This is a genomic window from Streptosporangium sp. NPDC000396, assembly GCF_042898655.1.
Lineage (GTDB): Bacteria > Actinomycetota > Actinomycetes > Streptosporangiales > Streptosporangiaceae > Streptosporangium.
In genome coordinates this window covers 135,768-159,007 of sequence record NZ_JBIAZA010000014.1, presented here as the reverse complement: position 1 = coordinate 159,007, position 23,240 = coordinate 135,768, and the positions used below count along the sequence as shown (strand labels likewise).

Sequence of the window (23,240 nt, the reverse complement as noted above, 5' to 3'; positions counted from 1 at the left end):
GCGTGGCGGCTGACATGGTGGCGTTCCGGGTTCTCGGTCCGGTCGAGGCGCATTCAGACGATGACGAGCTCGACCTAGGCGGGTTACGGCAACGGGCCGTCCTCGCCCGGTTGCTGGTGGCGCGCGGGCAAGTCGTGCCCGTCGACTCCCTCCTCTACGACCTGTGGGACGACGACGCGGCCAAGGGGGCGCAGTCGGGTCTTCAGGTCTACATCTCCCGCCTGCGCCGGGTCCTCGAACCCGGCCGCCCGCGCGGAGGCCCCAACCGCCTGCTGGTGACCGTCGCCTCCGGCTACGCGCTGCGGGTCGCCCCGGACCAGGTGGACGCGCTCCGCTTCGAGTCGCTGGTCCGTGCGGCCGGTGAGCACCTGGAGGGTGACGACCCCGCCTCGGCCCGCATCCGGCTGGAGAAGGCGCTGGGGCTGTGGCGCGGCACGCCGTACTCCGACTTCGCCGACCAGCCGTGGGCCGAGGCCGAGGTCAACCGGCTGGCCGAGCTGCGCCTGGTGGCCCGGGAGCGGCACGCCGACACCGGCCTGCGCCTGGGCATGCCCGCCGAGGCGGTGCCCGACCTGGAGGCGCTGACCACCGAGCACCCGCTTCGCGAGGAGGGCTGGCGGCTGCTCGCCCTCGGCCTGTACCGGTGCGGGCGGCAGGGTGACGCGCTGGCCGCGTTGCGCAGGGCCCGCGGGATCCTCGCCGACGAGCTGGGCATCGACCCCGGTCCCGCGCTGCGCAAGCTGGAGTCCGACATCCTGGCCCAGGATCCCGGGCTGCAGCTCGCCGCTTCCCCGACCAGCCGGCAGCGCCCGCCGGTGCCCGCCGACACCTGGCCGCCCCGGCCCGCGATGATCCCGGTGGAGCTGCCGCCGCTGGAACCCGAGCCGTTCGTCGGCCGCGACGCCGAGCTGGACCGGCTGACCACGGCCGCGGCCCGGACCGGCCGTTTCACCGTCGCGGTGGTCAGCGGAGACGCGGGCGCGGGCAAGACCACGCTGGTCCGCCGGCTCGCCAGACGGCTCTCCGACGACGGCTGGGGCACCTCCTCCGGCGCCTGCCCCGACAGCAGCGCCACCCCGCCCGGCTGGGCCTGGGTGGAGATCCTGCGCACCCTGGTGAACGCGGCCGGTCCCGGGGAGTACGCCCAGCTGCTCGCCCCGCTGCTCGACGACGCGGCCCCCGAGCCCGACGACGACCAGGCCTCCGGCGGTTTCCGGTTGCACCGGGCGGTGGGCGGCTATCTGGCGGCCGTCGCCCGGGACACCCCGATCCTGCTGACGCTGGAGGATCTGCACTGGGCCGACGACCAGACCCTCGCGCTGCTGCGCGCGCTGCCGAGCCTGCTGGCCACCAGCCGGGTGCTGCTGGTGGTGACCTGCCGTGACAGCGAGCTGAGCGACCAGCAGGCCGACGTGCTGGCCGCGCTCGCCCGGCTCGGGCCGGTCCGGGTGGGCCTGACCGGCCTGGATCCCAAGGCGGCGGCCGAGCTGGTCCGAGCGACGTGCACGCGCGAGGTGGACGAGGAGGCGGTCAACAGCATCGTCGAGCGGACCGGTGGCAACCCCTTCTTCGTTCGGGAGACCGTCCGCCTGCTGGACGCCGAAACGGTCAACGGCCGTGCCACGGTCGCCGAGGTGATCTCCGGGGTGCCCTCCGGCGTCCGCGACGTGCTTCGGCGGCGGATCTCCAGGCTGCCCGCGGCGGCCCAGCAGATCCTGCTGCAGGCCGCGGTGATCGGCCGTGACGTCGACGTGGACGTGCTGGTGGACGTGGCGGGCGACGAGGACGCCGTGGTCGACGCGGTGGAGGCCGCGCTGCTCGCCGGGCTGGTCACCGAACCGGGCCCCGGCCTGCTGCGCTTCGACCACGACCTGGTCCGCGACACGATTTACTCCGATGCCTCCCGGCTGCGCCGTTCCCGGCTGCACGCCTCCGTGGCCGCGGTGATCGAGCGCAGGAACCCCGGCGACGTGGCCGCGCTCGCCCATCACTACGACGCGGCCGGCACCACCGAGACGGCCATCAAGGCGGTGCACTACGCCGGGCTCGCCGCCGAGCAGGCCGAGCGCCGCTTCGCCCACCGCGAGGCCGCCTCACTGTGGGAGCAGGCCATCGCCGCCTTCGACCGGTCCGGCATCACCTATACCCCCGCAACCACTCGGGAACGCCTGCTGCTGACCCTGAACCTGATCAAGGCGCTGGCGCTGTGCGGCGACATGGCCGCGGCCCGCAGGCGGCGGCGCGAGGCGATGGACGCGGCCCTGCCGCTGGGCAACCTGGAGCTCACGGCCCGGGTGGCGGCCTCGCTGGCCGTACCGCACAAGGGCATGGCCCGCGACTTCACCCGCACCGCGTGGGAGATCGTCGACGTCGCCGAGCAGGCGCTGGTCGAGCTGCCCGCCGCCGAACAGGCGCTTCGGGCGAGCCTGCTGGCCACGCTCGCGCTCGAACTGGAGGGCTCCGCGACCCCTCGCGGCGAGCAGGCCTCGCTGGAGGCCGAGGAGCTGGCGAGGCGGAGCGGTGACCCGGCGCTGCTGGCGACCGCGCTGAGCGGCCGGTTACGCCAGTCCTACGGCATCACCCCGGTCGGCGAGCGCGAGGTCATCGGCCGGGAGCTGCTGGAGGTCGGCAAGACGACCGGCCAGGTCTCGGTCCAGGCTCTGGCTCATCTCGTGCTCATGGAGTGCGCGGCCGCCTCGGGCGCGTTCGCCGAGGCCGACGCGCACGTGGCCGCCGCCGAACGGCTCGCCAGGCAGTACGGCCTGCCCGCGCCGGCCGCCGTCGGCGCCTGGTATGCCGGGCAGCGCCTGATGATCGCAGGTGACTTCACCGGCGCCGAGCGCGCCTACCGCGACGCCGCCCGGCTGACCGCGCGGGCCGGGATGCTCGAAGGCCGCCAGGACCTGCCGCTGATCACCACGTTCTGCCTGCACCTGGTCAACGGCCGGGCCGCCGACATGGTGGAACCCCTGGCCGAGGCGCACCAGCGCGGGGCCAAGTGGACCCTCGACGCGTACGCGGTGGCCCTGGCCTCGGCCGGGCACACGCGTGACGCGAAGGCGATCATCGCGGTGAAGACTCCGGTGCGTCCCGACTTCCTCTACGAGCTGGCGATGATCTGGCGGGCCCTGGCGGGCATGCTGCTGGACGACCGGGAGCGGATGACCGAGGCCTACGACACGCTGAAGCCGTTCGCCGAGCGGATCGCGGGCGCGGGCACCGGCGTGGTGGCGCTGTGGCCGGTCGCGCTGACCCTTGGTGACCTGGCGCTCCGCCTCGGTTTCAGCGAGGCGGTGAGGCCCCACTACGAGAAGGCCCTGTCGGTGGCCCAGCGGGTCGGCGTGGCCCGCTGGGTCGAGGCCGCGCAGCGCTCGCTCAACGGCTGACGAGGGATTTCTCGCTGCGCGCGGGAGCATCGCCGGAGGCCGGCGGCGTGGCCCGGCGCCGTCCGGGGCCGCCGATCGTCTGGGACCGCCATCCTGGTGACCGGCATCGATCTTGAAGAAAGCGTGATCGTCTGCATCGGTGCCTGCGTCGCCGCACCCGTCCGCGCCTGGACGGGGACGTCGTGAGACGTCGCCACCCCAACGTAGGCACCGGCGAAGGCCAGTGTGGCCATCAGCAGTTTCACGGCGTTCGCGGTTCCGCTCACCACCACCAGTGCCACGCTGCTCCGCGGACTCATGACAGGCACCTTCCTTCCTCACGACAGGTGTATGCCAGGGCGGTTGATCGCCGCTTGACGTCCGCTTGCAGGGGATTCGTAGTGCTAAATCAGGTAAGCCTGCCCTAATATCGAGTAGTGCAGCCCGAGCGAATATGGTGGTGATGTTCACAGATGCGAAGTTTTGCGCCGAGCATCCCCGATCCCACCTCTGCCGCGTTCCTGGGCATGCCGCTGTGGTTATGGGCCCTCCTCGGCGGAATCGGCCTGTTCGGCGCGTTCCAGGCCTACTACTGGATCGGCTACAAGCTCGGCCCCAGGATCTACGCGTCCCGCCTGGGCCGGAAGATCGGCCAGGAGAACATCCTCAAGGTCGAGAACGCCGTGAGGAAGTGGGGCGCGCTCGCCGTCTACGGTTGCTTCTGGGTTCCCGGACTACGGCACACGCTGCCCTGGACGGCCGGGGTGCTTCGGATCTCCTATCCCTGGTATGCCGCGGCCAGCGCGCTCGGCTGCCTGACCTGGGTGCCGGTGACATACTTCGGCCTTTACTCGCTGATCTGGGGCTGGCTGAGGCTGGCCGCGGAGTCGCCGCTCCTGGCGGGCGCGGCCGCCGTGGCGGCGATCGCCGTGATCGCCGGTCTCGTCCGCCGTCGCCGCCACCGCCGCAAGGCCGCACAGCGTGCGGAAGAAAAAGTCACCGTCGCGTGAGCCCCGCTTCCCGCCGAGCCCTGCCCGCGCGATCGGCGGGCAGGGGATTCGAGAGCCTCAGCTCGCGCCCGTCGAGATGAGCGCCGAGTCGTCGACAACCGCGTCCGCGGCGTGCTTGCGGACGGATTCGATGCCGTTCATGCAGGCCACCTTGGTGCTGTAGGCCTCACTGACCGCGATGGTCTGGCCGTTTCCGGCCACGAGCTTGAAACGGAACTCGCCGCGCGTGTCCCTGGTGATCACAAACTTTCCCGCCATGTCGTTCCCCCCGAATCCGGCAACAGGTCATGCAGGGGGATCATTTCCGCTTCGATCTTGTCCATACAGCGTCAATGTCAACGTTTCCATTGCCAAAAGGCCAAGATCCGCAAATTGACGGTCACTTCTGTCACCATGATTCTCATGCAAACCGGGGGAATCCGTTTCATCATCTGTGCCACCCTGGCCGCCCTGGCCACCGGGTTCGCCACGCCCGCCCATGCCCAGCCGCCCACCGAGCAGGCCACCCGGCAGGCCACCGAGCGAGCCGGCCACCGCGCCGCCCCGGCGGTTCCCGGACGGGCCGCCTACCTGTTCGACTCCACCACGGGAGCGGTCCATTTCAGCAAGCAGGCGACCAGGCGGCTGCCGGTGGCCAGCCTGACCAAGGTCATGACGGCATACGTCGTGCTGCGGGAAGCCGGGCTGAACGACATCGTCACGATCAACACCGGAGACGTGCGGCACGCGGCGACGAACGACGCGACCAGCGCCGCGCTCCGGAACGGCGAGCGCCTGACCGTCAAGGACCTGCTCTACGGGGTGATGCTCCCCTCCGGAGCGGACGCCGCCCACGCGCTGGCCCGCGTCTACGGCCCGGGTGAGGCCAGGTTCGTGGCCAAGATGAACACCGCAGCCCGCTCTCTGGGCCTGGCCGGCACCCGCTACGCCAACGCCGACGGCCTTCCGGAACCGAGCGGCGGCTACTCCACCGCCCTGGACCAGGCCAAGCTGGCCGACGTCGCGCTTCGCGACCCGATGCTGCGGACCATCGCCTCCACCAAGCGCCATGCCGTACGCAAGTCCAACCTGCACCGGGCCCACATCTGGGCCAACACCAACAAGCTGCTCGACATGACACCCGGCGCACTGGGCGTCAAGACCGGCTACACCCGGGCCGCCGGGTTCTGCCTGTCCTTCGCCGCCGAGCGCGACGGTCACCTGATGGTCGGGGTCATCCTCGGCGACTCCAAGGCGGACCGGCGGTTCCAGACCGCCGACCGGCTGCTGGACTGGGCGGACGATCAGGATGCGGCAGACGACACCGACGACGCCGACGACGTCTGAGGTCCGCTTCCCGGGCGGGTCAGAGGCTCTCGATCCGGACGTCCGAGGTCTCGGCGTCCGGTTCCAGGAAGCGCAGGAGCGCGTCGGCCTCCTCGGTCAGGTTGGAGATCGCGCTCTTCGGAAGGGACTCGAAGGGGGTCATCCGCAGGATGGCGTCTTTCCGCCTGCGCTCCACCTGCCAGGTGCCACGGGCGAAGCCGTCCCAGAGAAACGTGGCGCGCACGCGGAGGTTCTTGGTGACGACCCGCCCTCGATACTCGTCCGCGATCACGCGGGTGCGGTCGGCGTGCGCGAGCATCAGATTGTCGAAGTCGGGCAGGAACCGCGCCGGGGCGGGGACATCTTCCGCCGGGCGCGGAGCCTCCGGCAGATCGAACAGTTCGCGGCCCTGTTCGTCGCGGAAAACGCGCAGCCGCGGGCGAAGGCCGTCCAGCACGGTGCGCAGCCCCTTGATCCCGGACCAGGTCTGCACGTCGGCGGAGGCGGCGGGCCCGAAGGCCGCCAGATGGCGCAGCACCAGTTCCTCGACCGGTTCGCCCGACAGGTCCGATCCCAGCCACATGTCTGCCAGCGTGAAGTCCGCCGCCGGCGGAAACGCCCAGCGGTCTTTGGTGGGAACCATGACCAGCGGTAGCTGGGTCCGTACGGCATAGCCGAGCCCCCGATCGTTGACCTCGGGAAACTTCTCCTGGAGAAGGCTTCGCAGTGTGGTGAAGCCGAGAGGCCGCCGCTGGAGGAAGCCCCGCGCGACAGGGAGCAGTTCGTCGAGATCCAGCCCGGCGAACAGGTCGCCACGTCCGGTCACCGCGGTGGCGAGCATGGGCTGCAACGTCATGCGGAACGCCGCGTAGTCGGCCGCGCTCATCAGGTGCAGCGTGGCGCGCATCATCGTGGCGCGCACGAGAAGGCGGTCGTGCAGCGCCTGGTGCAGGTCCTCGCGGCGGAACCCGTCCACCCTCGTCCACAGGCCGGTGAAGGGATGCCTGGCCTCCTGCGCCTGCATGCCGCCGAGCCGTTCCACCGCCGTGACGACGTCGGTCTTCTCCCTCGACAGCAGCATCTGCCGGGCCAGCGTCGCACGGTTGAGCTGCCGTGTCGTCAAGGTGTCCATGCGCCGATGCTGGCAGCCATACCTGACAAGTGATGGCAGGTAGGCGAGATCGGAGACAGGCCCGGCACCCGGCTCTCGTCAACGCGGCCCGCGGAGAGACCGCCCGCAGGCGGTGTTCGTCTGGCGCGATACGGCTGCCGCCAGAAACTGTGATCACCCCGGCCGTCGCGCCTTGGCAGCCGTCATGGGGCGATGTTCTGGTTCAGGCGGAAGAGATTGCCGGGGTCGTACCTGCGCTTCACGGCGACCAGCCGTTCGTAGTTCTGCCGGTAGTTGGCGCGCACGCGGTCCTGGTCGTCGGCGTCCAGGAAGTTGACGTAGCCGCCTTCCTGGGAGTGCGGCCGCAAGGCCGCGTCGTAGGCCCGGCACCACCCGACGTTGGCCGCGATGTCGGCGGGGTCGGTGAAGGACGGGCCGATCCCGGTCGAGAAAGCCGCGTCCCGGTAGGCGAACGCCGTCTCCCCCGGGCCGACCCGATGGCACGCGCCGTCGATCGGGAAGATCAGCGTGTCGCTCTGCAGGGAGGGCAGAGCGGCGCCGTAGGCGAGGTGGACGTCGATGGCCCCGTCGGTCAGCTCCCGGCTGAAGTAGCCCTTCCAGTAGTGGTACAGGCCGGTCGGCATCTCGTCGTCGAACAGGGTGTTGATCACGGGGTACGGCATGCGCGCCACGTGCTGCCCGATCACCGGGCCGAGCGCGGCAAGACGGGCCCGCACCTGCCCGTCCTCCTCCCCCGGCCCGCTCCAGCAGGTCAGCACGACCATCACCGGCCGCCCGTGCCAGCGTTCGGGCAGGAACGGCGCCGGCGGGCCGAGCACGACCCCGAGCAGCGCTCCCAGTTCCTCGGGCGCCTCCGGGATCAGCTCGCGGTAGCGGCGCGCCACGTCACCGTCGAGAGGGTAGAAGGTGGGCCCGGCGAGGACGTCGCCCACCGGGTGCAACCGGAACTCGAAGGAGGTGACGACCCCGAAGTTGCCACCGCCTCCGCGAACGGCCCAGAACAGGTCGGGGTTGCGATCCTCGTCGCACATCAGCAGGCGGCCGTCGGCGGTGACCACGTCGGCCGAGACGAGGTTGTCACAGGCCAGCCCGCAGCGCCGGGAAAGATAGCCCATCCCGCCGCCGAGCGTCAGACCGGCGACACCGGTGGTGGAGACGATCCCGCCGGTGGTGGCCAGCCCGAAGGCATGCGTCGCGTGGTTGAGGTCGGCCCAGGTGCAGCCACCCTCCGCGCGGGCGGTGCGCCGCTCCGGGTCGACCCGGACCCCGCGCATCCGCCCCAGGTCGAGCACCAGCCCGTCGTCGCAGGTCGCGTAGCCCGCCACGGCGTGGCCGCCGCCGCGCACCGCGAGTGGCAGACCCCGCTGCCGGGCGAGGTTCACCCCCGCCAGGACGTCGGACGCGTCGGCGGCCTGTAGGACGAGCGCCGGGTGCCGGTCGTGCATCGCGTTGTACGCCCTGCGCGCGGTGTCGTATCCGGGGTCGCCGGGCTGGACGATGTCGCCGTGTACCGACTCGCGCAGTTCCTCGAGCTGCCTGTCGTCGAGCACGGCCTGGTATGTCGTCATGATCGGAACCAGCTCTCTGCGTCGCCGGGCGGGAACCGTCCGGCGTGCCGTGGTCACGTCGTTCGCATACCTGTTGTAGGCACGACGGGCGCCGCTCCGCATCGCCGGAACGGCCCAACCCGCGCGGCCCGGAAATGGGCGAAACAGCCCACGGAGCGGCCGGTCAGGCGAGGTCGTGGGTGTAGGCGAAGGCCGTGGCCGCCGCGCGCGAGGAGACGTCCAGCTTGGCGAAGATGTTGTTCAGGTGCCGGGCCACGGTGTGCTCGCTGATCGCCAGCTCGGCGGCGATGCTCCGGTTGGTCCTGCCCTCGGCGACCAGGCGCAGCACCTCGGCCTCTCTTCGCGTCAGCTCACCCGGAAGGTGCCGGCGTCCGCCCGCGAGCAGGGCGCTCGCCCGCCGGGCCTCGGGCTCCGAGCCGATCTGCTCGAAGGCGGCTCGGGCGGCCTGGAGTTCCAGTCGTGCGGTGTCGTGGTCGCCCGCCGCCCGGTCAGCCGCCGCGAGCGTCATCCGGGTCTGCGCGGCCTCGTACGGCACGCCGAGTTCCAGCCACGCCACCAGGGCCCGGCGCAGCAGGCGTATCGCCCGATCGAGGTCCTGCTCGGCCAGGGCCACCGCACCGCCCGCCAGGTCCGCCATGGCGTCCAGCAGGGCCGACCTGGCGTCCGGCCATTTCCGCGCGATCGACTCCAGCTCCCCGGCAGCGGCCCGCGCACGCTCGATCACACCGACGGCCAGCGCGACCTCGACCTCGGCGGCGAGCAGCCGGGAGCGGCCGAGGCGGCCGTGCGCCTCGGCGGCCAGCGCGAGCCGCAGCGCGGCGGCGGACGCCTCGGCCTTGCCCTGGGCCAGGCGAAGCAGCGCCAGGCCGGGCTGCGGGTCCCGGCCGAGCCGGTGGGCGCGTTCGAAAGCCTCCTCGGCGGCGGCCAGATCGCCCCGCCGCCGGTGGATCTCCCCGGCGATGTAGTGCACCTCCCCGGCCACCCGGGGGTCGTAGGCCGCCAGCTCCCGGCAGGCCGTACCGGCCTCGGCCATCGCCTCGTCCCAGGCGCCGCGCAGGTCGAGCACCTCCACCAGGTGCACCCGGCACAGGCCGTGGAACGGGTTGCCTGCCGGTAGCGAGGCGCACCACGTCATGGCCGTCTCGGTCCACTGGGCGGCGCGCTCCAGCTCGGCGGCCGCCATGCACTGCTGCAGGGCCAGGCAGTAGATCCACCCGGTGAACAGCGCGCTGAGCTCTCCCGCCATGACCGCGCACATGACGTCGTCCAGCATGGCCAGGCCGTCTCCGGCCCGCCCCTGCGCCAGCAGCACGCCGCCCTGGAGCTGCCCGCCCATGGCGGCGAGGTCCCGGCTGCCGCAGCGCTGCGCGATCGCGACCATCCGGCGAGCGGCGGCGAGCGCCTCGTCCGGAGCGCCGCGGGCCAGCGCCAGGTCGACCTCGCTCCAGGCGAGGTAGCAGTGCTCGACGCACTCGGCCTGGTCGCCGAGGTGCCGCTGCGCCCGGCGCAGCCATCCGGCGGCCACCGCCGCCTTGCCCATGTCCTGGTAGTCGTAGGACAGCATCCACGCGGTGTATCCGGCCCGCCGCTCGGCGCCCGCGGCCGCGTATCCGGTGTACGCCCTCAGCCGCGCGGCGAGCGACTCGTCCGAGTGGCACGTCCACCATGCGGCGTCGGCCAGCGCGGAGAGATCGTCGGGCGTGAGTTCTGACCCGGCACCTTCCTGGAACAGCGCGTAGGCCTCGCCCCACGCCTCACGCACGGCCGCCTTCCGCGCCCGCTCCACGGCCGCCTCCCCGGCCCGCTGGGCGGTCGCGTCCTCAGCCCGCTCAGCGGCCGCATCCCCGGCCCGCTCGGCGGTCGCGTTTTCTGCCCGCTCAGCGGTCGCGTTCCTGGCCCGCTCGGCGGTCGGGCCACGCTCAGCCACGCGCAGCTCCCTTCTCGCCGCCCGTACGCCTGCCCCGCTCTTATCAGCGTAGGAGGTTGTCCGCCCGGCCATATCCCGGCCGACCGGACCGGCCCGTCCGCGCCCCGGACGCGCGGGCAGATCCGTCCCGCCCCGGACGCGCGGACAGGCCTGGGCAGTGCGGACAGGCCTGGGCAGTGCAGACAGGCCCGGACGGTGCGGTCAGCGGGCCGGCGGGTCAGCCCTGCTGCCGGGGCGGGTTCGCGGCACCTTCCCGCATCAGGCCGTGGCAGGCGATGGCGGCGGCGGCCACGACGTTCAGGGAGTCGACTCCCGACGCCATCGCGGCCGGGCTCATCGGGATGCAGACCGGCTCGTCGGCCTCGTGCAGCCACCGGGAGGAGAGCCCGTCGCCCTCGGAGCCGAGCAGGAGCGCCACCCGATCCGCCATGGTGACCCTGTCCATGGGCGTGGCGGCCTGGTCGGGAGTCAGCGCCAGCGTCTGGAAGCCCGCCGTGCGGAGCTCCGCGAGGCCGTCGTACCAGTTGGTCATCCGCGCGTACGGGATCGCGAAGACCGCCCCCATCGAGACCTTCACCGATCTCCTGTAGAGAGGGTCGGCGCAGCGGGGCGACAGGATCACCGCCTCGACGCCCAGCGCGGCGGCGCAGCGGAAGATGGCCCCGACGTTCCCGTGGTCGACGAGGTCCTCCAGGACCAGGACACGACGGGGCGGAGCGCCACGTCCGGCGGGGCCGGCGTCGCCCCTGTGCCCTTCCACGGTGAGGCCGGCCTCACCCCCGGCACTGTCGGCGGCGGGGCCGGAACGCCGTTCCGCGTCGCCGTCACCGGCGAGGTCTCCGGACACCGGCGCGCGGAAGGCGCCGCTCAGGATCTCGCCCACCGTGGGCAGTTCGCGCCGCTCCATCGCGGCCAGCGCGCCGCGGTGCACCGGGAACCCGGCGATCTTCTCCATGACGTCGTCGTCCACCACGTAGACCCGGTCGCCGAGCCCGTCCAGCAGATCGGCCAGGGAGTCGACCCAGCGCCGGGTCAGCAGCACCGACCGCACCTGATAGCCGGTCGCGACGGCCCGGCGGATCACCTTCTCCCCCTCGGCGATGAAGAGGCCGTGCTCGGCTTCCAGGCTCTTGCGCAGCTCGACGTCGCGCAAGTTGGCGTAGTCGGCCAGGCGGGGATCTGAGGTGTTATGCACCTTCGAATACTGCCATGACCTGCCTGAGCTGCCACATCAGCGCGTAGACCAGCAGCAGGGCACAGCAGCCGACCACCACTCCGGCGCCCACCCTGGTGATCGTGCCCGCCAGGGTGGGCGCCGGAAAGGCCATCGGCCATATCGCGGCGCCCAGCGCGGTGGCGGCCGCGGTCGCCAGGACCACGCCGTGCCGTACATGGCCGGGGAGCTTCAGCCGCTCCGGCACCGTCATCGGCTCCATCCGCGACAGCCCGCGCCAGGCCCACCAGGTCACGACTGCCAGGCCGACGACCGTGGACAGATACTGCAGCAGGCGAAAGGCCGGAAGCCCACCGGCCACCGGAGCGGTCAGCCACTCCCAGCCCCACACGCCCTGGCTGTAGGAGTGGGTGAAGGAGTCCCACAGTTTGTGGGTGAAGGCGCCGACGACACCGCCCGCGATCACCGTGGGCAGCCGGCGCGGGCCGTACCTCCCGGGAGCCAGCGAGGCGGCCCGGCCCGCGACGCCGGGGGGAAGCAGGGCGGTCAGGGGGTCGCGGAGCAGGCCGTGGAAAAGCGCCAGCAGCACGACGACGGCGAGCGGGTCGATCGTGAGGACGCCCCGGAGGGAGTGCCAGATCATGTAGTCCGGCAGGAAGGGCAGGAAGATCGGCAGGTCCGGCACCATGGCGCCCAGGGCGAGAGCCCATGGATCCAGCATCCGGCGCGCCCGTGCCGAGGAGATCAACGGCAGCACGGCGGCGATGTGGCTGGGCGTGAACGGCACGACTTCCCCCGAGAATCTGCGGATTTATCCCCTTCGGGAGACTACGCCGTCGAGGTTGCCGCCGAGCGCTTCGCCGCTTCGTCGCGATGCCACGTTCGGTGATGTGTATGTTACTGAGTGTTGTCATGCGGGGATTCGGGGGGCCAACATGGCTGACCAGACCGTGCTGACTCGACCGGCGGCCGAGGACGAGTGGCTGCGCGACGCCCGCAGAGCGCGCGCTCTCTCCATCGCCACCCTGGTCTGGCTGGGCGCCGAGAGCGTGCTCGGTCTCGCCGCCGGGCTGGGGTCGCACTCGGTCGCGCTGATCGGGTGGGGCATGTCGTCGCTGGTGGAGGCGTTGGCCAGCCTCATCGTGGTGTGGCGGTTCACCGGGTCGCGAACCCACTCGGCGGATGCCGAGGACAGGGCTCGCAAGGGAGTGGCGATCAGCTTCTGGCTGCTCGCCCCCTACCTGGTGGCCCACGTGGCGTACGACCTGGACATGGGACACCGGGCCGCGCCCAGCGCGCTGGGCGCCGTGGTGACGACGGTCAGCCTGGTCAGCATGCCGCTCCTGGGCCTGGCCAAGCGGCGGCTCGGCGCCCGGCTGCACTCGGCGGCGACCGCGGGCGAGGGCACCCAGAACCTGCTGTGCGCGCTGCTCGCCGCGGGGGTGCTGGCGGGGCTCGCGCTGAACGGCGCCGGGTGGTGGTGGGCCGATCCCGCCGTGGCGGTGCTCCTGGCCGCGGTGGCCGTACGGGAGGGTTGGAAGTCCTGGCGCGGGCATTCCTGCTGCCACTGATCTCGGCTCTCCCCGCAGATCACACACCTTAGTTACTAACGCGTACGGTGATACCTGCACCATGAGAGCCGTTTTGCCACAGTAAGCGCACCCAGTACAGTTCCGTCAACATTGCGGAGAACCTCCCGATGAGGCGATCCGCTGGCTCCATGACATCGACACCGAAGAGGGCATCGTGGGCGGACGACACCGGACGGATGAACTCGACGACGGCTACAACTCCCAAAAAGAGCCATCCAGGCGGCGCCGTGGCGGGCGTGGCATGGTGCTGGTCCCGCTGGCCGGATCCGTCGCCCTCGCCGTGCTGCTCGGTGTCGCCGCCTTCGTGATCATCAACCGTGACCGGGGATGCGCCGGAGACGGCGTCACCCTGCGGGTCACCGCCTCGCCCGACATCGAACCCGCCGTGTCCCAGATCGCCGAGCGCTTCAACAAGGCCGGTCACGACGTCGACGGCAAATGCGTCACCACCGCGGTCACCAAGGGCACTCCGGCGACCGTGGCCTCGGGGCTGGGCGGCAGCGGCGGCAAAGTCAGCGCGATGGACCTGTGGATCCCGGACTCGACCCTGTGGGTGGCCAACCTGAAGGCCAAGAACGCGCTGGTTCCCGCCCCCGGCGCGACCATCGCCCACTCGCCCATCGTCATGGCGGCCTCCGGCTCGGTGATACCGAACCTGAAGAAGAGCTTCGGCGAGGCCAGCTGGAGCGGCATGATCAACGCCGCGAACGTGGCCAACCTCGACGGACCCGGCCGCAAGGTGCGCGTGCTCGCGCTGGAACCCTCGCTCAACGCCGCCGGGCTCGGCGCGCTTCTGGCCGCCTCCGGGGTGGCCACGGCCTCCGGCACCGGCCAGGGGCAGTTGGTGGGAGCGCTGAAGAAACTGTCGGAGTCAACGGTCCGCGACCAGGAGGCGCTGCTGTCCAGCCTTGGCGTCAAGGGCAGCCGGTCCCCTCTCGGCATCGCCTCGGAGCAGAGCGTCTGGGCGTTCAACAACGACAAGAAGCCCGACGTCCCCGTCGTGCCGCTCTATCCGGCCGAGGGCACCATCAACCTCGATTACCCGGTGGTGGTCACCGCCAAGGACGCCACCCTGCGTAAGGCCGCCGAAGCCTTCCAGAAGGAGCTCGGCACCGAGGCCGCCAAGAAGACTCTCCAGGACCAGGGCTTCCGCACTCCGGACGGCAAGGGCGGCAAAGCGATCTCCGACGCGGGGGGCTTCCAGGCCGAGGCGCCCCAGACCCTGGAGACCCCCGACGCCAAGACCGTCGCGAAGCTCTCGCAGACCTGGTCCCGGATGAACCTCGGCACGCGGCTGCTGGCGCTGATGGACGTCTCCGGCACCATGGCCCTGCCGGTCCCCGGCACCGGCCTGGACCGGATGCGCATGATCTCGAAGATCGCCGGTGAGGGCATGCGGCTGTTCCCGGCCAAGAGCGAGATCGGCGTGTGGGAGTTCTCGACGGACCTCGCCGGCCAGGGCGTGGACTTCCGCAAGACGGTTCCCGTCGGCCCGCTGGCCGAGAGCGTCAACGGCGTGCTCCGCAAGGACCTGCTGATTCAGAAGCTCGCCATGTTCCGGGCCAAGCCCACCGGCGACACCGGCCTGAACGACACGCTCAAGGCCGCCTACGGGCAGATGACCAAGGAGTATCAGGCCGACAAGATGAACACGGTGCTGATCCTCACCGACGGGGCGGGCAACGACGACCGGAACGGCATCTCCAACGCCGAGATCCTGAGCTACCTCAAGAAGACCTACAACCCGGAGAAGCCGGTGAGCATCCTGCTCATCGCCTTCGGCCCCGACGCCGTCGCGGGCAAGAAGCAGATGGACGCGCTGGCCAAGGCCACCGGGGGCGAGGCGTTCATCGCCCGGGACATCCTGGAGGTCCGCAAGTTCTTCCTGAAGGGCATGGAGCGCCGCATCTGCGCGCCCAACTGCTGATCCTCTCCCCTTCGTTCACCCTGTACGGCTGGCGTCCCAAGGACCCAGCCGTTTCAGTTTTACCAGGTCATACCGGGTCGGCATGATGCCGAACGGACAGGGCAACCCGCCGCGGTCACATGACGTCCTACGCGTGCGGGGTCTCGGGCATGACCCGTGAACGAGCCTGTCCCTCGGGGAGGAATGTCCGTGCCCGTGATGGCCGACCGTCGGCCGAGCCGACGACCGACGGCTTGTGGAGGCGCTGCGGCGCGCCGACGTCACGGCACCGGCGCGCCTCCACGACATCCGGTTCCGAGTCGGAGACGGCCTGACCGCCCGGCCTCTTTTGATCAACTAATTGATCACTTATCGGTCGGGACCGCAGTTATTGATCATCATTTCATGATCAATAACTGCAACTTCCCTCCGCAGCGCGGTAAACCCCACAGGTATGTCAGGCGTCGGCATTGACGCGCCCGCGGGAGATTGGTCACATGAATGTGCGATCAATCCACTCGATCACCAGCCAGGAGCCTGGAGATGCCGACCCGACGCAAGGTGCTCAGATGGGCTCTCGGCCTTGCGTGCGCGGCGGGAGCCATGATCGCCCTGGTCGGAATAGACACCCCATTGAGTTTGATCTTAGTCCCTTTGTTCCTTTTGTTAGTTCCCGGAATTGCCGCAGCGGGAATGTTGCGCGATCGTGACCATCTCGCGGCAATATCGGCTGGAGTGGCGGCAAGTCTCGTCATAAACGCTCTTCTTGCCACTGCGATGCTCTCTTTTGACGCATGGTCACCCCGCGCCGGAGTGGCAACGATTGCGGTGCTCAGCGGCTTCATCTACGCACTACGCCTGGTGCACCAGGGGAAGGCACGTTCACGGACCGGACAGGGGGCCAGGTCAGGGTGAAGATCACTGTTGTAAGCCCGCAAGAGCTCGGCGAGTCCGAAAAATCCCGATGGCGCACGCTCCAGAAAGCCTCCCCCAGCCTCGACAACCCTTTTCTCTCCGTGGACTTCACCCTGGCCATGGGCCGGCTACGTGACCATGTCAGGGTCGCGGTGATCGAAGACGCGGGTGAGATCGCGGGATTCTTTCCCCACGAACGGCACAGCCTCGGCATCGGCAAACCCCTGGGGGGATTCCTCACGACCTGCCACGGGCTGATTTCGGTTTCCGAGCTGAAGATCGATCCGCGGGACCTGCTCCGCGCCTGCAAACTGTCCGCCATCGACTTCGACTATCTGGTCGCAGGCCAGCCCACGTTCGCGCCATATGAGACGGATGTGCGGCCGTCCCCCGTCATGGATCTCCGCGGCGGTTTCGACGCCTATATCGACCAGGTGCGCGCCGGATCGCCGAAAAACTACAAGACCGTCCGTTACAAGGAGCGCAAGCTCGGCCGCGAGCAAGGTGAGCTCCGGTTCGAGTGGGATTCCACGGACGCCGGGACACTGCGCACGATCATGAACTGGAAGTCCGACCAGTACCAGCGGACGGGGCGGATCGACCGCTTCGCCCAGCCATGGATCGTGCGGCTCGTCGAAGAGCTGCACTCCCACCGGTCAGACGACTTCTCCGGCGTGCTCACCATGGTTTACGCCGGAGACACTCCCGTCGCCGGGCACTTCGGCCTGCGCACCGCGCGCACCCTGGTCGGCTGGTTTCCCGCCTACGACCCCGCCTTCGCGCGCTACTCCCCCGGGATCACGCATCACCTGCAAATGGCCGAACACGCCGCGAAAGCGGGCCTGCACCAGGTGGACATGGGCAAGGGCGGCCGCGAATACAAGGAGTGGCTCAAGACCGGCGCCCTGATGGTGGCCGAGGCTCGCATCGCGCGCCCGTCTCCGATGGCCACCGCCCAGTGGCTGCGCCGGGTCCCCGTCAGCAAACTCCGCACCGTCGTGGTGGACAACCCCACCCTCTTCCGAGCCGCGGACCGGCTGCTCAAGAGCTACGGACGGGCGAGATCCCACCTTCAGTCACGCTTCACCGCAAAGCAATCGCCCAGGGCGCGATAACCGCAGCCCCTCAAGCCCTCGCCCTCAAGCCCTCGCCTTCATCCCCTCGGCCTCAGCTCCTCACCCCCCGACCATCCCTCACTCCCAACCCCCTCGTTCTCAATCCCTCAGTCCCGAAGTCCCGAAATCCCTCAGTCCCGAAGTCCCGAAATCCCTCAGTCCCGAAGCAAAGGCTCCCTCGATCGAAGTCGTGTCGTTCTCACTCCCCGGCGAGAGCGGACGCACGGAAGGACCAAGGAACATCCGTCATCATGAATCCCGAGACCGTCAGACATAACGGTAAACAGCACGGCATGCTGCGCGCCATGCCGTCAATCGAGCGGTTCACCCCGCTCACCCCTCACATGGCCATCTCCCCGACCGTCAGCGTCGTCGTTCCCGCGATGAACGAGGCGGAGAACCTCCCGCACGTCTTCGCCACGCTCCCGCAGTGGATAGACGAGATCGTGCTGGTCGACGGCAACTCGGTGGACGACACCGTCGCCGTCGCCCGGCGCCTGCGGCCCAACATAAAAATCGTCACCCAGCGGGGCAAGGGCAAGGGCGACGCTCTTGCCGCCGGTTTCGCCGCGTGCACCAGCGAGATCATCGTCATGATCGACGCCGACGGCTCCACCGACGGCCGCGAGATCATCCAGTTCGTCGGTGCCCTGGTCACCGGGGCGGACTTCGTCAAGGGGTCCCGCTACGCCACCGGCGGAGGCAGTGACGACCTCACCTTCAGCCGCCGTGCCGGCAACAAGGTCCTGACCACCCTGGTGAACTGGATCTACGGCACCCGCTACAGCGATCTGTGCTACGGCTACAACGCCTTCTGGACCCGGCACCTGCCGGTGCTCGATCTCGACTGCGAGGGTTTCGAAGTCGAGACGCTGATGAACATCCGCGCGGCCAAGGCCGGACTTCGCATTCAGGAGGTGCCCAGCCACGAGCGGTGCCGGATCCACGGCGAGAGCAATCTGCGCGCGATCCGAGACGGGCTGCGCGTGTTCAGGACCATCCTGCGTGAGTGGCGCCGGAATCCCGACCCACCGGATCCTGAGCTCCAGACCGCTCCGGCGGCGGACCAGGGCGCGGCGTAGCCATGAGGAGCAGCGTCGTCATCTGTGTTTACACCGAGGAACGCTGGAAGGACATCCAGGCGGCCGTCGAGTCGGTCAAGAACCAGCGACGCAGGCCGTACGAGATCATTCTGGTCGTCGATCACAATCCGGATCTGAACCTTCGGCTCAAGCAGGAATATCGCGACGCGCTCGTGGTGGAGAACACGCACGAGAAAGGGCTGTCCGGCGGCAAGAACACCGGCGCGGCGGCCGCCTCCGGCGACATCGTGGCCTATCTGGACGACGACGCGGTGGCGGAACCCGGCTGGCTGGAGGCTCTGGAGGAGGGCTTCGGGGACCCGACCGTCGTGGGGGTGGGCGGGTTGACCAGGCCGCTGTGGAGCACGGGGCGCCGCCCCCGATGGTTCCCGTGCGAGTTCGACTGGACCGTGGGGTGCACCTACCGGGGCATGCCCACACGGCGGGCGCCGATCCGCAACGTCATGGGCGGCAACGCGGCCTTCCGCAGGGAGGTCATCGGCGAGGTCGGCGGGTTCCACACCGGGATAGGCCGCAGCGTGCAAGGCCGCAGGAGCCGCCCGCTCGGCTGTGAGGAGACCGAGTTCTGCATCCGCCTGTCCCAGAGGCGCCCCGGCGCGGTGATGCTGTTCGAGCCGGGCGCGGTGATCGGGCACAAGGTCTCCGCGCAGCGGGCGGGGTTCGCCTATTTCCGGTCGCGATGCTACGCCGAGGGCCTGTCCAAGGCCCTCGTCGCGTCGAATGTCGGAGCCGGCGACGGGCTTTCGAGCGAGCGGGCCTACGTGGTCAGGACCCTGCCCCTGGGGGTGCTGCGCGGTGTCGGTGACGCGCTGCGGGGCGACCTTCCGGGGCTCGGCCGGGCCTCGGCCATCGTGGTCGGCCTGGCCTGGACCACCTGGGGCTATCTGATGGGTACGGCACGCCTGAAGTTTGGACGATCATGACTCGCGTTCCGATCTTGATGTACCACTCGGTGAACGACTCCCCGAACGACGAGACACGGCCGCTGGCGGTCTCGCCAGGGCGGTTCGCCGAGCAGCTCGGCATGCTCCGCGAGCGAGGCTTCACTCCGATGACGCTGTCCGACCTGGTCGCGGCGATGCACCGGGCCGAGAAGATGCCCGCCAACCCGGTGGCGATCACCTTCGACGACGGATACGCCGACTTCCACAGCGAGGCGCTGCCGCTCCTCCAGCGGTTCGGGTATCCGGCCACGGTCTTCGTCACCAGCGGCTGGGTGCAGGACTCCGGCCCCGCGCAGGCCGGGCGGCGGCTGGCTCCCATGCTGACCTGGAGCCAGATACGGGAGGCCGTCTCCTGCGGCGTGGAGATCGGCGGTCACAGCCACAGTCACCCGCAGCTCGACCAGCTCCCGGACCGGGATCTCCGCAACGAGCTGCGAACGAACAAGGCCCTTCTCGAAGACCAGATCAGCCGGCCGGTGGCCACCATGGCCTACCCCTATGGCTACTCCAGCGCGCGGGTGCGGCAGGAGGTGCGCAAGGCGGGCTACTGGACCGCCTGCGCGGTGGCCAATGACGCCTTCCGGGAAGGTGACGAGATGCTGGCGCTGCCCCGGCTGACGGTCACCGAGCAGACCTCGATGACGAAGTTCGGCAAGGCGATCGCCGGGCGGAACCTCCCGGTGCTCTACATGAGGGAGCGAGCCCTCACCAAGGGATACGCGCTGGTCCGCCGTACGCGCTACGGGCTGCGGCAGATCTCTTCGAGCATCCACCGGGACGGGTAACGGGCGGTGACCGACACGAGTGTGACCGGCAGGAGTCTCTCCGGCGGCACGGCGAGCCGGCGGCGAGGGCCGCTGCGAACCCTGTGGAGCCGTCTCCCCAAAGACCTGAACGATCCCCTGCTGCGCAACGCCTACTCGCTGATCGTCAACGCGGGCGCCGCCGGAGCCCTTGGCCTGGCCTACTGGACCGTCGCGGTGCGCTTCTACGCCCACGAGGGCGACTACGGCCGAGGCTTCGCGCTGATCGCCACGATGCGCCTGCTCGCGGCGCTGACCGCGTTCGGGTTCGTCGGGGCGCTGACCCGCTTCCTGCCCGAAGGAGGCCGGACGACGGGCCGCCTGGTCGGTTACGCCTATCTGGTGGGCGGTGGCGCGGCGAGCGTCGCGACCGTGCTCTTCCTGTTCACCCTGGACATGTGGGGCCCCAACTTCGGCGAGCTGCGCGGGTTCGGCATGGCCGGCTGGTTCCTGCTGTCGGTCTTCCTCTGGTGCATGTTCACGCTCCAGGACGTGGTGCTCACCGCGCTGGGCAAGGCCACGTGGGTTCCCCTGATCGGGATAGCCGTCGGGGTGGCCAAAGTCGCGCTGCTGGTCGTGCTGGCCCCGTTCTTCCCCCGCACCGGGATCTTCCTGGCCTGGACGATCCCGGTGGCCGTCACCGTCATCCCGGTCAGTATCGCGATCTTCGGCAGGCTGGCTCCGACCGCCGCCGCGCGCAACGCCCACCGCGCCCCGCCCCGGCTCCGCCGTATGGGCCGCTTCCTCGCCGGAGACTTCCCCGGCACGCTGTTCATCCTGGCCAGCGTCTACCTCGTGCCGGCGTTGGTGTCCGCGGGCGTGGACGCGAGGACGGCGGGTTACTACGGCGCGGCGGTCACGCTCGTCGGTGTCTTCGACATGCTCGCGCTCAACATGGCCATCTCCCTGACCATCGAGGGCTCCGGAGACCCTTCACTGCTCGCGGGCAAGTGCAGGCTGGCACTCCGGCGGACCATGATGCTCCTCGTCCCCGTGGTGGCGGTGGCCGCGCTGACCGCGCCGCTGATCCTCCGGCTCGGCTGGGACCCGTCGTATGCCGAACACGGCGCGAACGTCCTGCGGTTGCTCGCCCTCGCGTCCATCCCGCACGCGGTCATCGAGATCTATCTGGGGGTGCTTCGCGCCCGCAGCAGGGTGCGGGCGCTGCTCGCGCTCCAGGCGCTGCTGTGCGTCCTGGTCGTGGGGCTGTCGTTCGTCCTCTTCCAGTTCCACGGCATCACCGGCGTGGGCCTCGGCACCCTCGCCGCCCAGGCGATCGTCGCGATCGCCGTCACGCCGGGCCTGGTCAAGGTGCTGCGAGGGGTACGGGCACCGGACATCGAGCTTTCCCCGGACGAGACTCCGACGCTGGTGATGATGATCGTCGATGCGCAGCCCACCCTGGCCGCCGTGCCCGGCCGGATGCCCTCCGCCGACATGGAGATGCCCGCGCGGCCCCGCACGCCGTGGCCGGTGCGGGCGAGGTCGTGGCTGCCACCGCTGATCACCGCCGAGGGCCTGGCGATCGTCGCGCTCGCCTTCGTGTCCGGCGGATCGTTCGCCCTCCCACCGGCCGCCGCGACGGCCCTGGCGGGCGTCGGGCTGGTGGTCGTGGCCTTCGTCGCCGAACTTGCCATGAGCCGCCGGCGGCCGGTGCTCTGGGCGCAGCTTGTCGCCGTGACCCTGTGCCTGCACGGGATGGAGGCGCCGGCCGGCTCGGCCGGTGCCCTCGCCGGGAAGGTCGCGCAGATCATGACCACGGGGAAGGCATCCGGCGGAGACCTGCTCCTGGCCCTGCCCGCCTTCGTGGCCCGCGCCATGGGGCTCGCCGATCCCGCTCCGCTGCTGGTGTGGGGACCGGTCGCCTTCGCCGTCGTGGCACTCGCCCCCGCCCTGCTGGTGGCCCGGACCGTCCACCGTGACGAACGGTTCCGGTGGCCGCTGGCGATGCTGACGACGATCGGCCTCTGGCTCGCTCCCGCGGAATCCATCCAGACGTCTCTGCTCTGCCTGCTCGGCCTCTGCGTTCTCGCCCTCACCCTGGCGCTGGCGCGCAAGGGGCGACGGCGTCCCGAGACGGTGGAGACGGTCGACAACGAGACGATGAGAACGGCGGCCTAGATGAACGTGATCACTGACGACCTGGCTGATCTGGCGTTCTGGACGCAGCCTCCGCAGGCGCGGCTCGCGGCTTTCGCCCGGCTGCGGGAGCTCCCGGAACCGAGGTTCTTCCCCGAGCGCCGTGTTCCCCTTCTACGCTCGGGCACCGGTTTCCACGCTCTGGTGAGGCATGCGGACGTGGTGGAGGCGAGCAGGCGTCCCGCGACGTTCAGCAGCGAGCCCGCCGTGTCGAGCCCGGAGCCTCCCGGGTGGGTGCGGCACGTGTTCGGTGAGGCGCTGGTCAACATGGACGATCCCCGTCATGCCCGGCTGCGGCGGATCGTGGCCCGTGCCTTCACTCCCCGGATGCTGGCCAAGATGGAGGAGGATCTGCGAAGGACCAGCGCCGAGATCGTGGACGACGTGCTCGCGCACCGGCCCGGCGACTTCGTCACGGCCGTGGCCGCCCGCCTGCCCATCAACGTCATCTGCGACATGATGGGCATCCCCGGCGAGGCCAGGCGCGAGGTCCACCGGCACGTGGACACCTCTACGGAGTACTCCGGGGTCCGCTCCGATCTGCTCCGGGCGCTGCGCATGGGCGTGCGGAACGCCTCGGCCCTGATGAGCCTGCAACGCCTGGTGATCCGCCTCGGACGGCTGCGCAGGGACGATCCGTCCGACGACCTGATCTCCGCCCTGGTCCACGCGAACGTCGACGGCGAGCGTCTGACGGCGCGCGAGCTCGGCTCGTTCTTCACCCTGCTTCTCGTGGCGGGCAACGAGACCACCCGCAACGCGATCGCGCACGGGCTCCATCTGCTCTCCGCCCATCCCGAGCAGCGGGAGTTGCTGCTGTCCGACTTTGACCGGTACATCCCCACGGCGATCGAGGAGATCGTCCGCCACGCGACGCCGATCATGCAGTTCCGCCGTACGGTCACCGAAGACTGCGAGCTGAACGGCCACGCCTTCCGGCGCGGCGACAGGGTCGCGTTGCTCTACGTCTCGGCCAACCGTGACGGGGCGGTCTTCGCCGACCCGGACGCCTTCGACATCACCCGGTCGCCGAACCCCCATGTGGGGTTCGGAGGTCCGGGCCCGCATTTCTGCCTGGGTGCCCATCTGGCCAGGCGGGAACTCACCGTGATCTTCCGTGAGCTGTTCACCCGCCTGCCCGGCATCCGGGCCACCGACGAGCCCGAATACCTGCTTTCCAACTTCGACAACGGCATCCAGCGCCTGAGCTTCGACTTCTAGGATTTCGAGAAAGGACCCGCC

General features: G+C 70.2%; 17 protein-coding genes. 11 read left to right on the top strand and 6 right to left on the bottom strand.

The genetic code is table 11. The features are described from left to right. The first annotated feature begins 2 nt into the window (after positions 1-2). Together ACFY2X_RS23545 and ACFY2X_RS23540 are read left to right on the top strand one after the other, a co-directional pair. Positions 3-3,386, top strand: coding sequence for a BTAD domain-containing putative transcriptional regulator (locus tag ACFY2X_RS23545; RefSeq protein WP_389941052.1), 3,384 nt, complete (start codon positions 3-5; stop codon positions 3,384-3,386). 452 nt (positions 3,387-3,838) lie between these two features. Continuing rightward, positions 3,839-4,375: a DedA family protein gene (locus tag ACFY2X_RS23540; RefSeq protein ID WP_389941050.1), complete on the top strand. Its 537-nt coding sequence runs from the start codon at positions 3,839-3,841 to the stop codon at positions 4,373-4,375. A gap of 57 nt (positions 4,376-4,432) precedes the next feature. Here ACFY2X_RS23540 and ACFY2X_RS23535 read toward each other — a convergent pair whose 3' ends face one another. Next, the gene (locus ACFY2X_RS23535) at positions 4,433-4,633 is read right to left on the bottom strand and encodes a YegP family protein (protein ID WP_389941048.1); all 201 of its coding nucleotides are present in this window, start codon (positions 4,631-4,633) and stop codon (positions 4,433-4,435) included. A 144-nt stretch (positions 4,634-4,777) separates the two neighbouring features. Between ACFY2X_RS23535 and ACFY2X_RS23530 the strand changes: the two genes are divergently transcribed. Beyond that, positions 4,778-5,701 carry a D-alanyl-D-alanine carboxypeptidase family protein gene (locus tag ACFY2X_RS23530; protein WP_389941046.1) on the top strand — a complete coding sequence of 308 codons (924 nt, stop codon included), beginning with the start codon at positions 4,778-4,780 and terminating at the stop codon, positions 5,699-5,701. Between the two features lie 19 nt (positions 5,702-5,720). Here ACFY2X_RS23530 and ACFY2X_RS23525 read toward each other — a convergent pair whose 3' ends face one another. From ACFY2X_RS23525 to ACFY2X_RS23505, 5 genes are all read right to left on the bottom strand, one after another. Beyond that, positions 5,721-6,812, bottom strand: a complete 1,092-nt coding sequence (locus ACFY2X_RS23525; protein WP_389941044.1) for a winged helix DNA-binding domain-containing protein — start codon at positions 6,810-6,812, stop codon at positions 5,721-5,723. Between the two features lie 182 nt (positions 6,813-6,994). Next, positions 6,995-8,380 carry an FAD-binding oxidoreductase gene (locus ACFY2X_RS23520; RefSeq protein WP_389941042.1) on the bottom strand — a complete coding sequence of 462 codons (1,386 nt, stop codon included), beginning with the start codon at positions 8,378-8,380 and terminating at the stop codon, positions 6,995-6,997. Between the two features lie 163 nt (positions 8,381-8,543). Continuing rightward, on the bottom strand, positions 8,544-10,307 hold the full coding sequence (locus ACFY2X_RS23515) for a LuxR C-terminal-related transcriptional regulator (RefSeq protein ID WP_389941040.1): 1,764 nt from the start codon (positions 10,305-10,307) through the stop codon (positions 8,544-8,546). Between the two features lie 217 nt (positions 10,308-10,524). Next, positions 10,525-11,502, bottom strand: coding sequence for a TrmH family RNA methyltransferase (locus ACFY2X_RS23510; protein ID WP_389941038.1), 978 nt, complete (start codon positions 11,500-11,502; stop codon positions 10,525-10,527). Then, positions 11,495-12,268 carry a DUF4184 family protein gene (locus ACFY2X_RS23505; protein ID WP_389941036.1) on the bottom strand — a complete coding sequence of 258 codons (774 nt, stop codon included), beginning with the start codon at positions 12,266-12,268 and terminating at the stop codon, positions 11,495-11,497. Before ACFY2X_RS23505 ends, ACFY2X_RS23510 begins: the two co-directional genes overlap by 8 nt. Positions 12,269-12,416: 148 nt before the next feature. Here ACFY2X_RS23505 and ACFY2X_RS23500 point away from each other — a divergent pair, with 148 nt between their 5' ends. From ACFY2X_RS23500 to ACFY2X_RS23465, 8 genes are all read left to right on the top strand, one after another. After that, complete coding sequence (locus tag ACFY2X_RS23500; RefSeq protein WP_389941034.1) at positions 12,417-13,052, top strand: hypothetical protein; 636 nt, start codon at positions 12,417-12,419, stop codon at positions 13,050-13,052. 175 nt (positions 13,053-13,227) lie between these two features. Beyond that, positions 13,228-15,000, top strand: coding sequence for a substrate-binding and VWA domain-containing protein (locus ACFY2X_RS23495; RefSeq protein WP_389941032.1), 1,773 nt, complete (start codon positions 13,228-13,230; stop codon positions 14,998-15,000). Between the two features lie 890 nt (positions 15,001-15,890). Beyond that, positions 15,891-17,009, top strand: coding sequence for a GNAT family N-acetyltransferase (locus ACFY2X_RS23490; RefSeq protein WP_389941030.1), 1,119 nt, complete (start codon positions 15,891-15,893; stop codon positions 17,007-17,009). Between the two features lie 251 nt (positions 17,010-17,260). After that, the gene (locus ACFY2X_RS23485; protein ID WP_389941028.1) at positions 17,261-18,091 is read left to right on the top strand and encodes a glycosyltransferase family 2 protein; all 831 of its coding nucleotides are present in this window, start codon (positions 17,261-17,263) and stop codon (positions 18,089-18,091) included. A 2-nt stretch (positions 18,092-18,093) separates the two neighbouring features. Continuing rightward, complete coding sequence (locus ACFY2X_RS23480) at positions 18,094-19,035, top strand: glycosyltransferase family 2 protein (RefSeq protein WP_389941026.1); 942 nt, start codon at positions 18,094-18,096, stop codon at positions 19,033-19,035. Further along, the gene (locus tag ACFY2X_RS23475) at positions 19,032-19,841 is read left to right on the top strand and encodes a polysaccharide deacetylase family protein (protein WP_389941024.1); all 810 of its coding nucleotides are present in this window, start codon (positions 19,032-19,034) and stop codon (positions 19,839-19,841) included. Before ACFY2X_RS23480 ends, ACFY2X_RS23475 begins: the two co-directional genes overlap by 4 nt. Before the next feature lie 6 nt (positions 19,842-19,847). Further along, on the top strand, positions 19,848-21,980 hold the full coding sequence (locus tag ACFY2X_RS23470; RefSeq protein WP_389941022.1) for a lipopolysaccharide biosynthesis protein: 2,133 nt from the start codon (positions 19,848-19,850) through the stop codon (positions 21,978-21,980). After that, positions 21,981-23,219, top strand: a complete 1,239-nt coding sequence (locus ACFY2X_RS23465) for a cytochrome P450 (protein ID WP_389941020.1) — start codon at positions 21,981-21,983, stop codon at positions 23,217-23,219. The last annotated feature ends 21 nt before the right edge of the window (positions 23,220-23,240 follow it).

Bases quoted from the DNA above. Each gene is read 5' to 3' on its own strand.
- ACFY2X_RS23485 (WP_389941028.1), top strand. From the start codon at position 17,261: ATGAATCCCGAGACCGTCAGACATAACGGTAAACAGCACGGCATGCTG.
- ACFY2X_RS23535 (WP_389941048.1), bottom strand. From the start codon at position 4,633: ATGGCGGGAAAGTTTGTGATCACCAGGGACACGCGCGGCGAGTTCCGT.
- ACFY2X_RS23480 (WP_389941026.1), top strand. From the start codon at position 18,094: ATGAGGAGCAGCGTCGTCATCTGTGTTTACACCGAGGAACGCTGGAAG.
- ACFY2X_RS23465 (WP_389941020.1), top strand. From the start codon at position 21,981: ATGAACGTGATCACTGACGACCTGGCTGATCTGGCGTTCTGGACGCAG.
- ACFY2X_RS23530 (WP_389941046.1), top strand. From the start codon at position 4,778: ATGCAAACCGGGGGAATCCGTTTCATCATCTGTGCCACCCTGGCCGCC.
- ACFY2X_RS23540 (WP_389941050.1), top strand. From the start codon at position 3,839: ATGCGAAGTTTTGCGCCGAGCATCCCCGATCCCACCTCTGCCGCGTTC.
- ACFY2X_RS23520 (WP_389941042.1), bottom strand. From the start codon at position 8,380: ATGACGACATACCAGGCCGTGCTCGACGACAGGCAGCTCGAGGAACTG.
- ACFY2X_RS23475 (WP_389941024.1), top strand. From the start codon at position 19,032: ATGACTCGCGTTCCGATCTTGATGTACCACTCGGTGAACGACTCCCCG.
- ACFY2X_RS23500 (WP_389941034.1), top strand. From the start codon at position 12,417: ATGGCTGACCAGACCGTGCTGACTCGACCGGCGGCCGAGGACGAGTGG.
- ACFY2X_RS23525 (WP_389941044.1), bottom strand. From the start codon at position 6,812: ATGGACACCTTGACGACACGGCAGCTCAACCGTGCGACGCTGGCCCGG.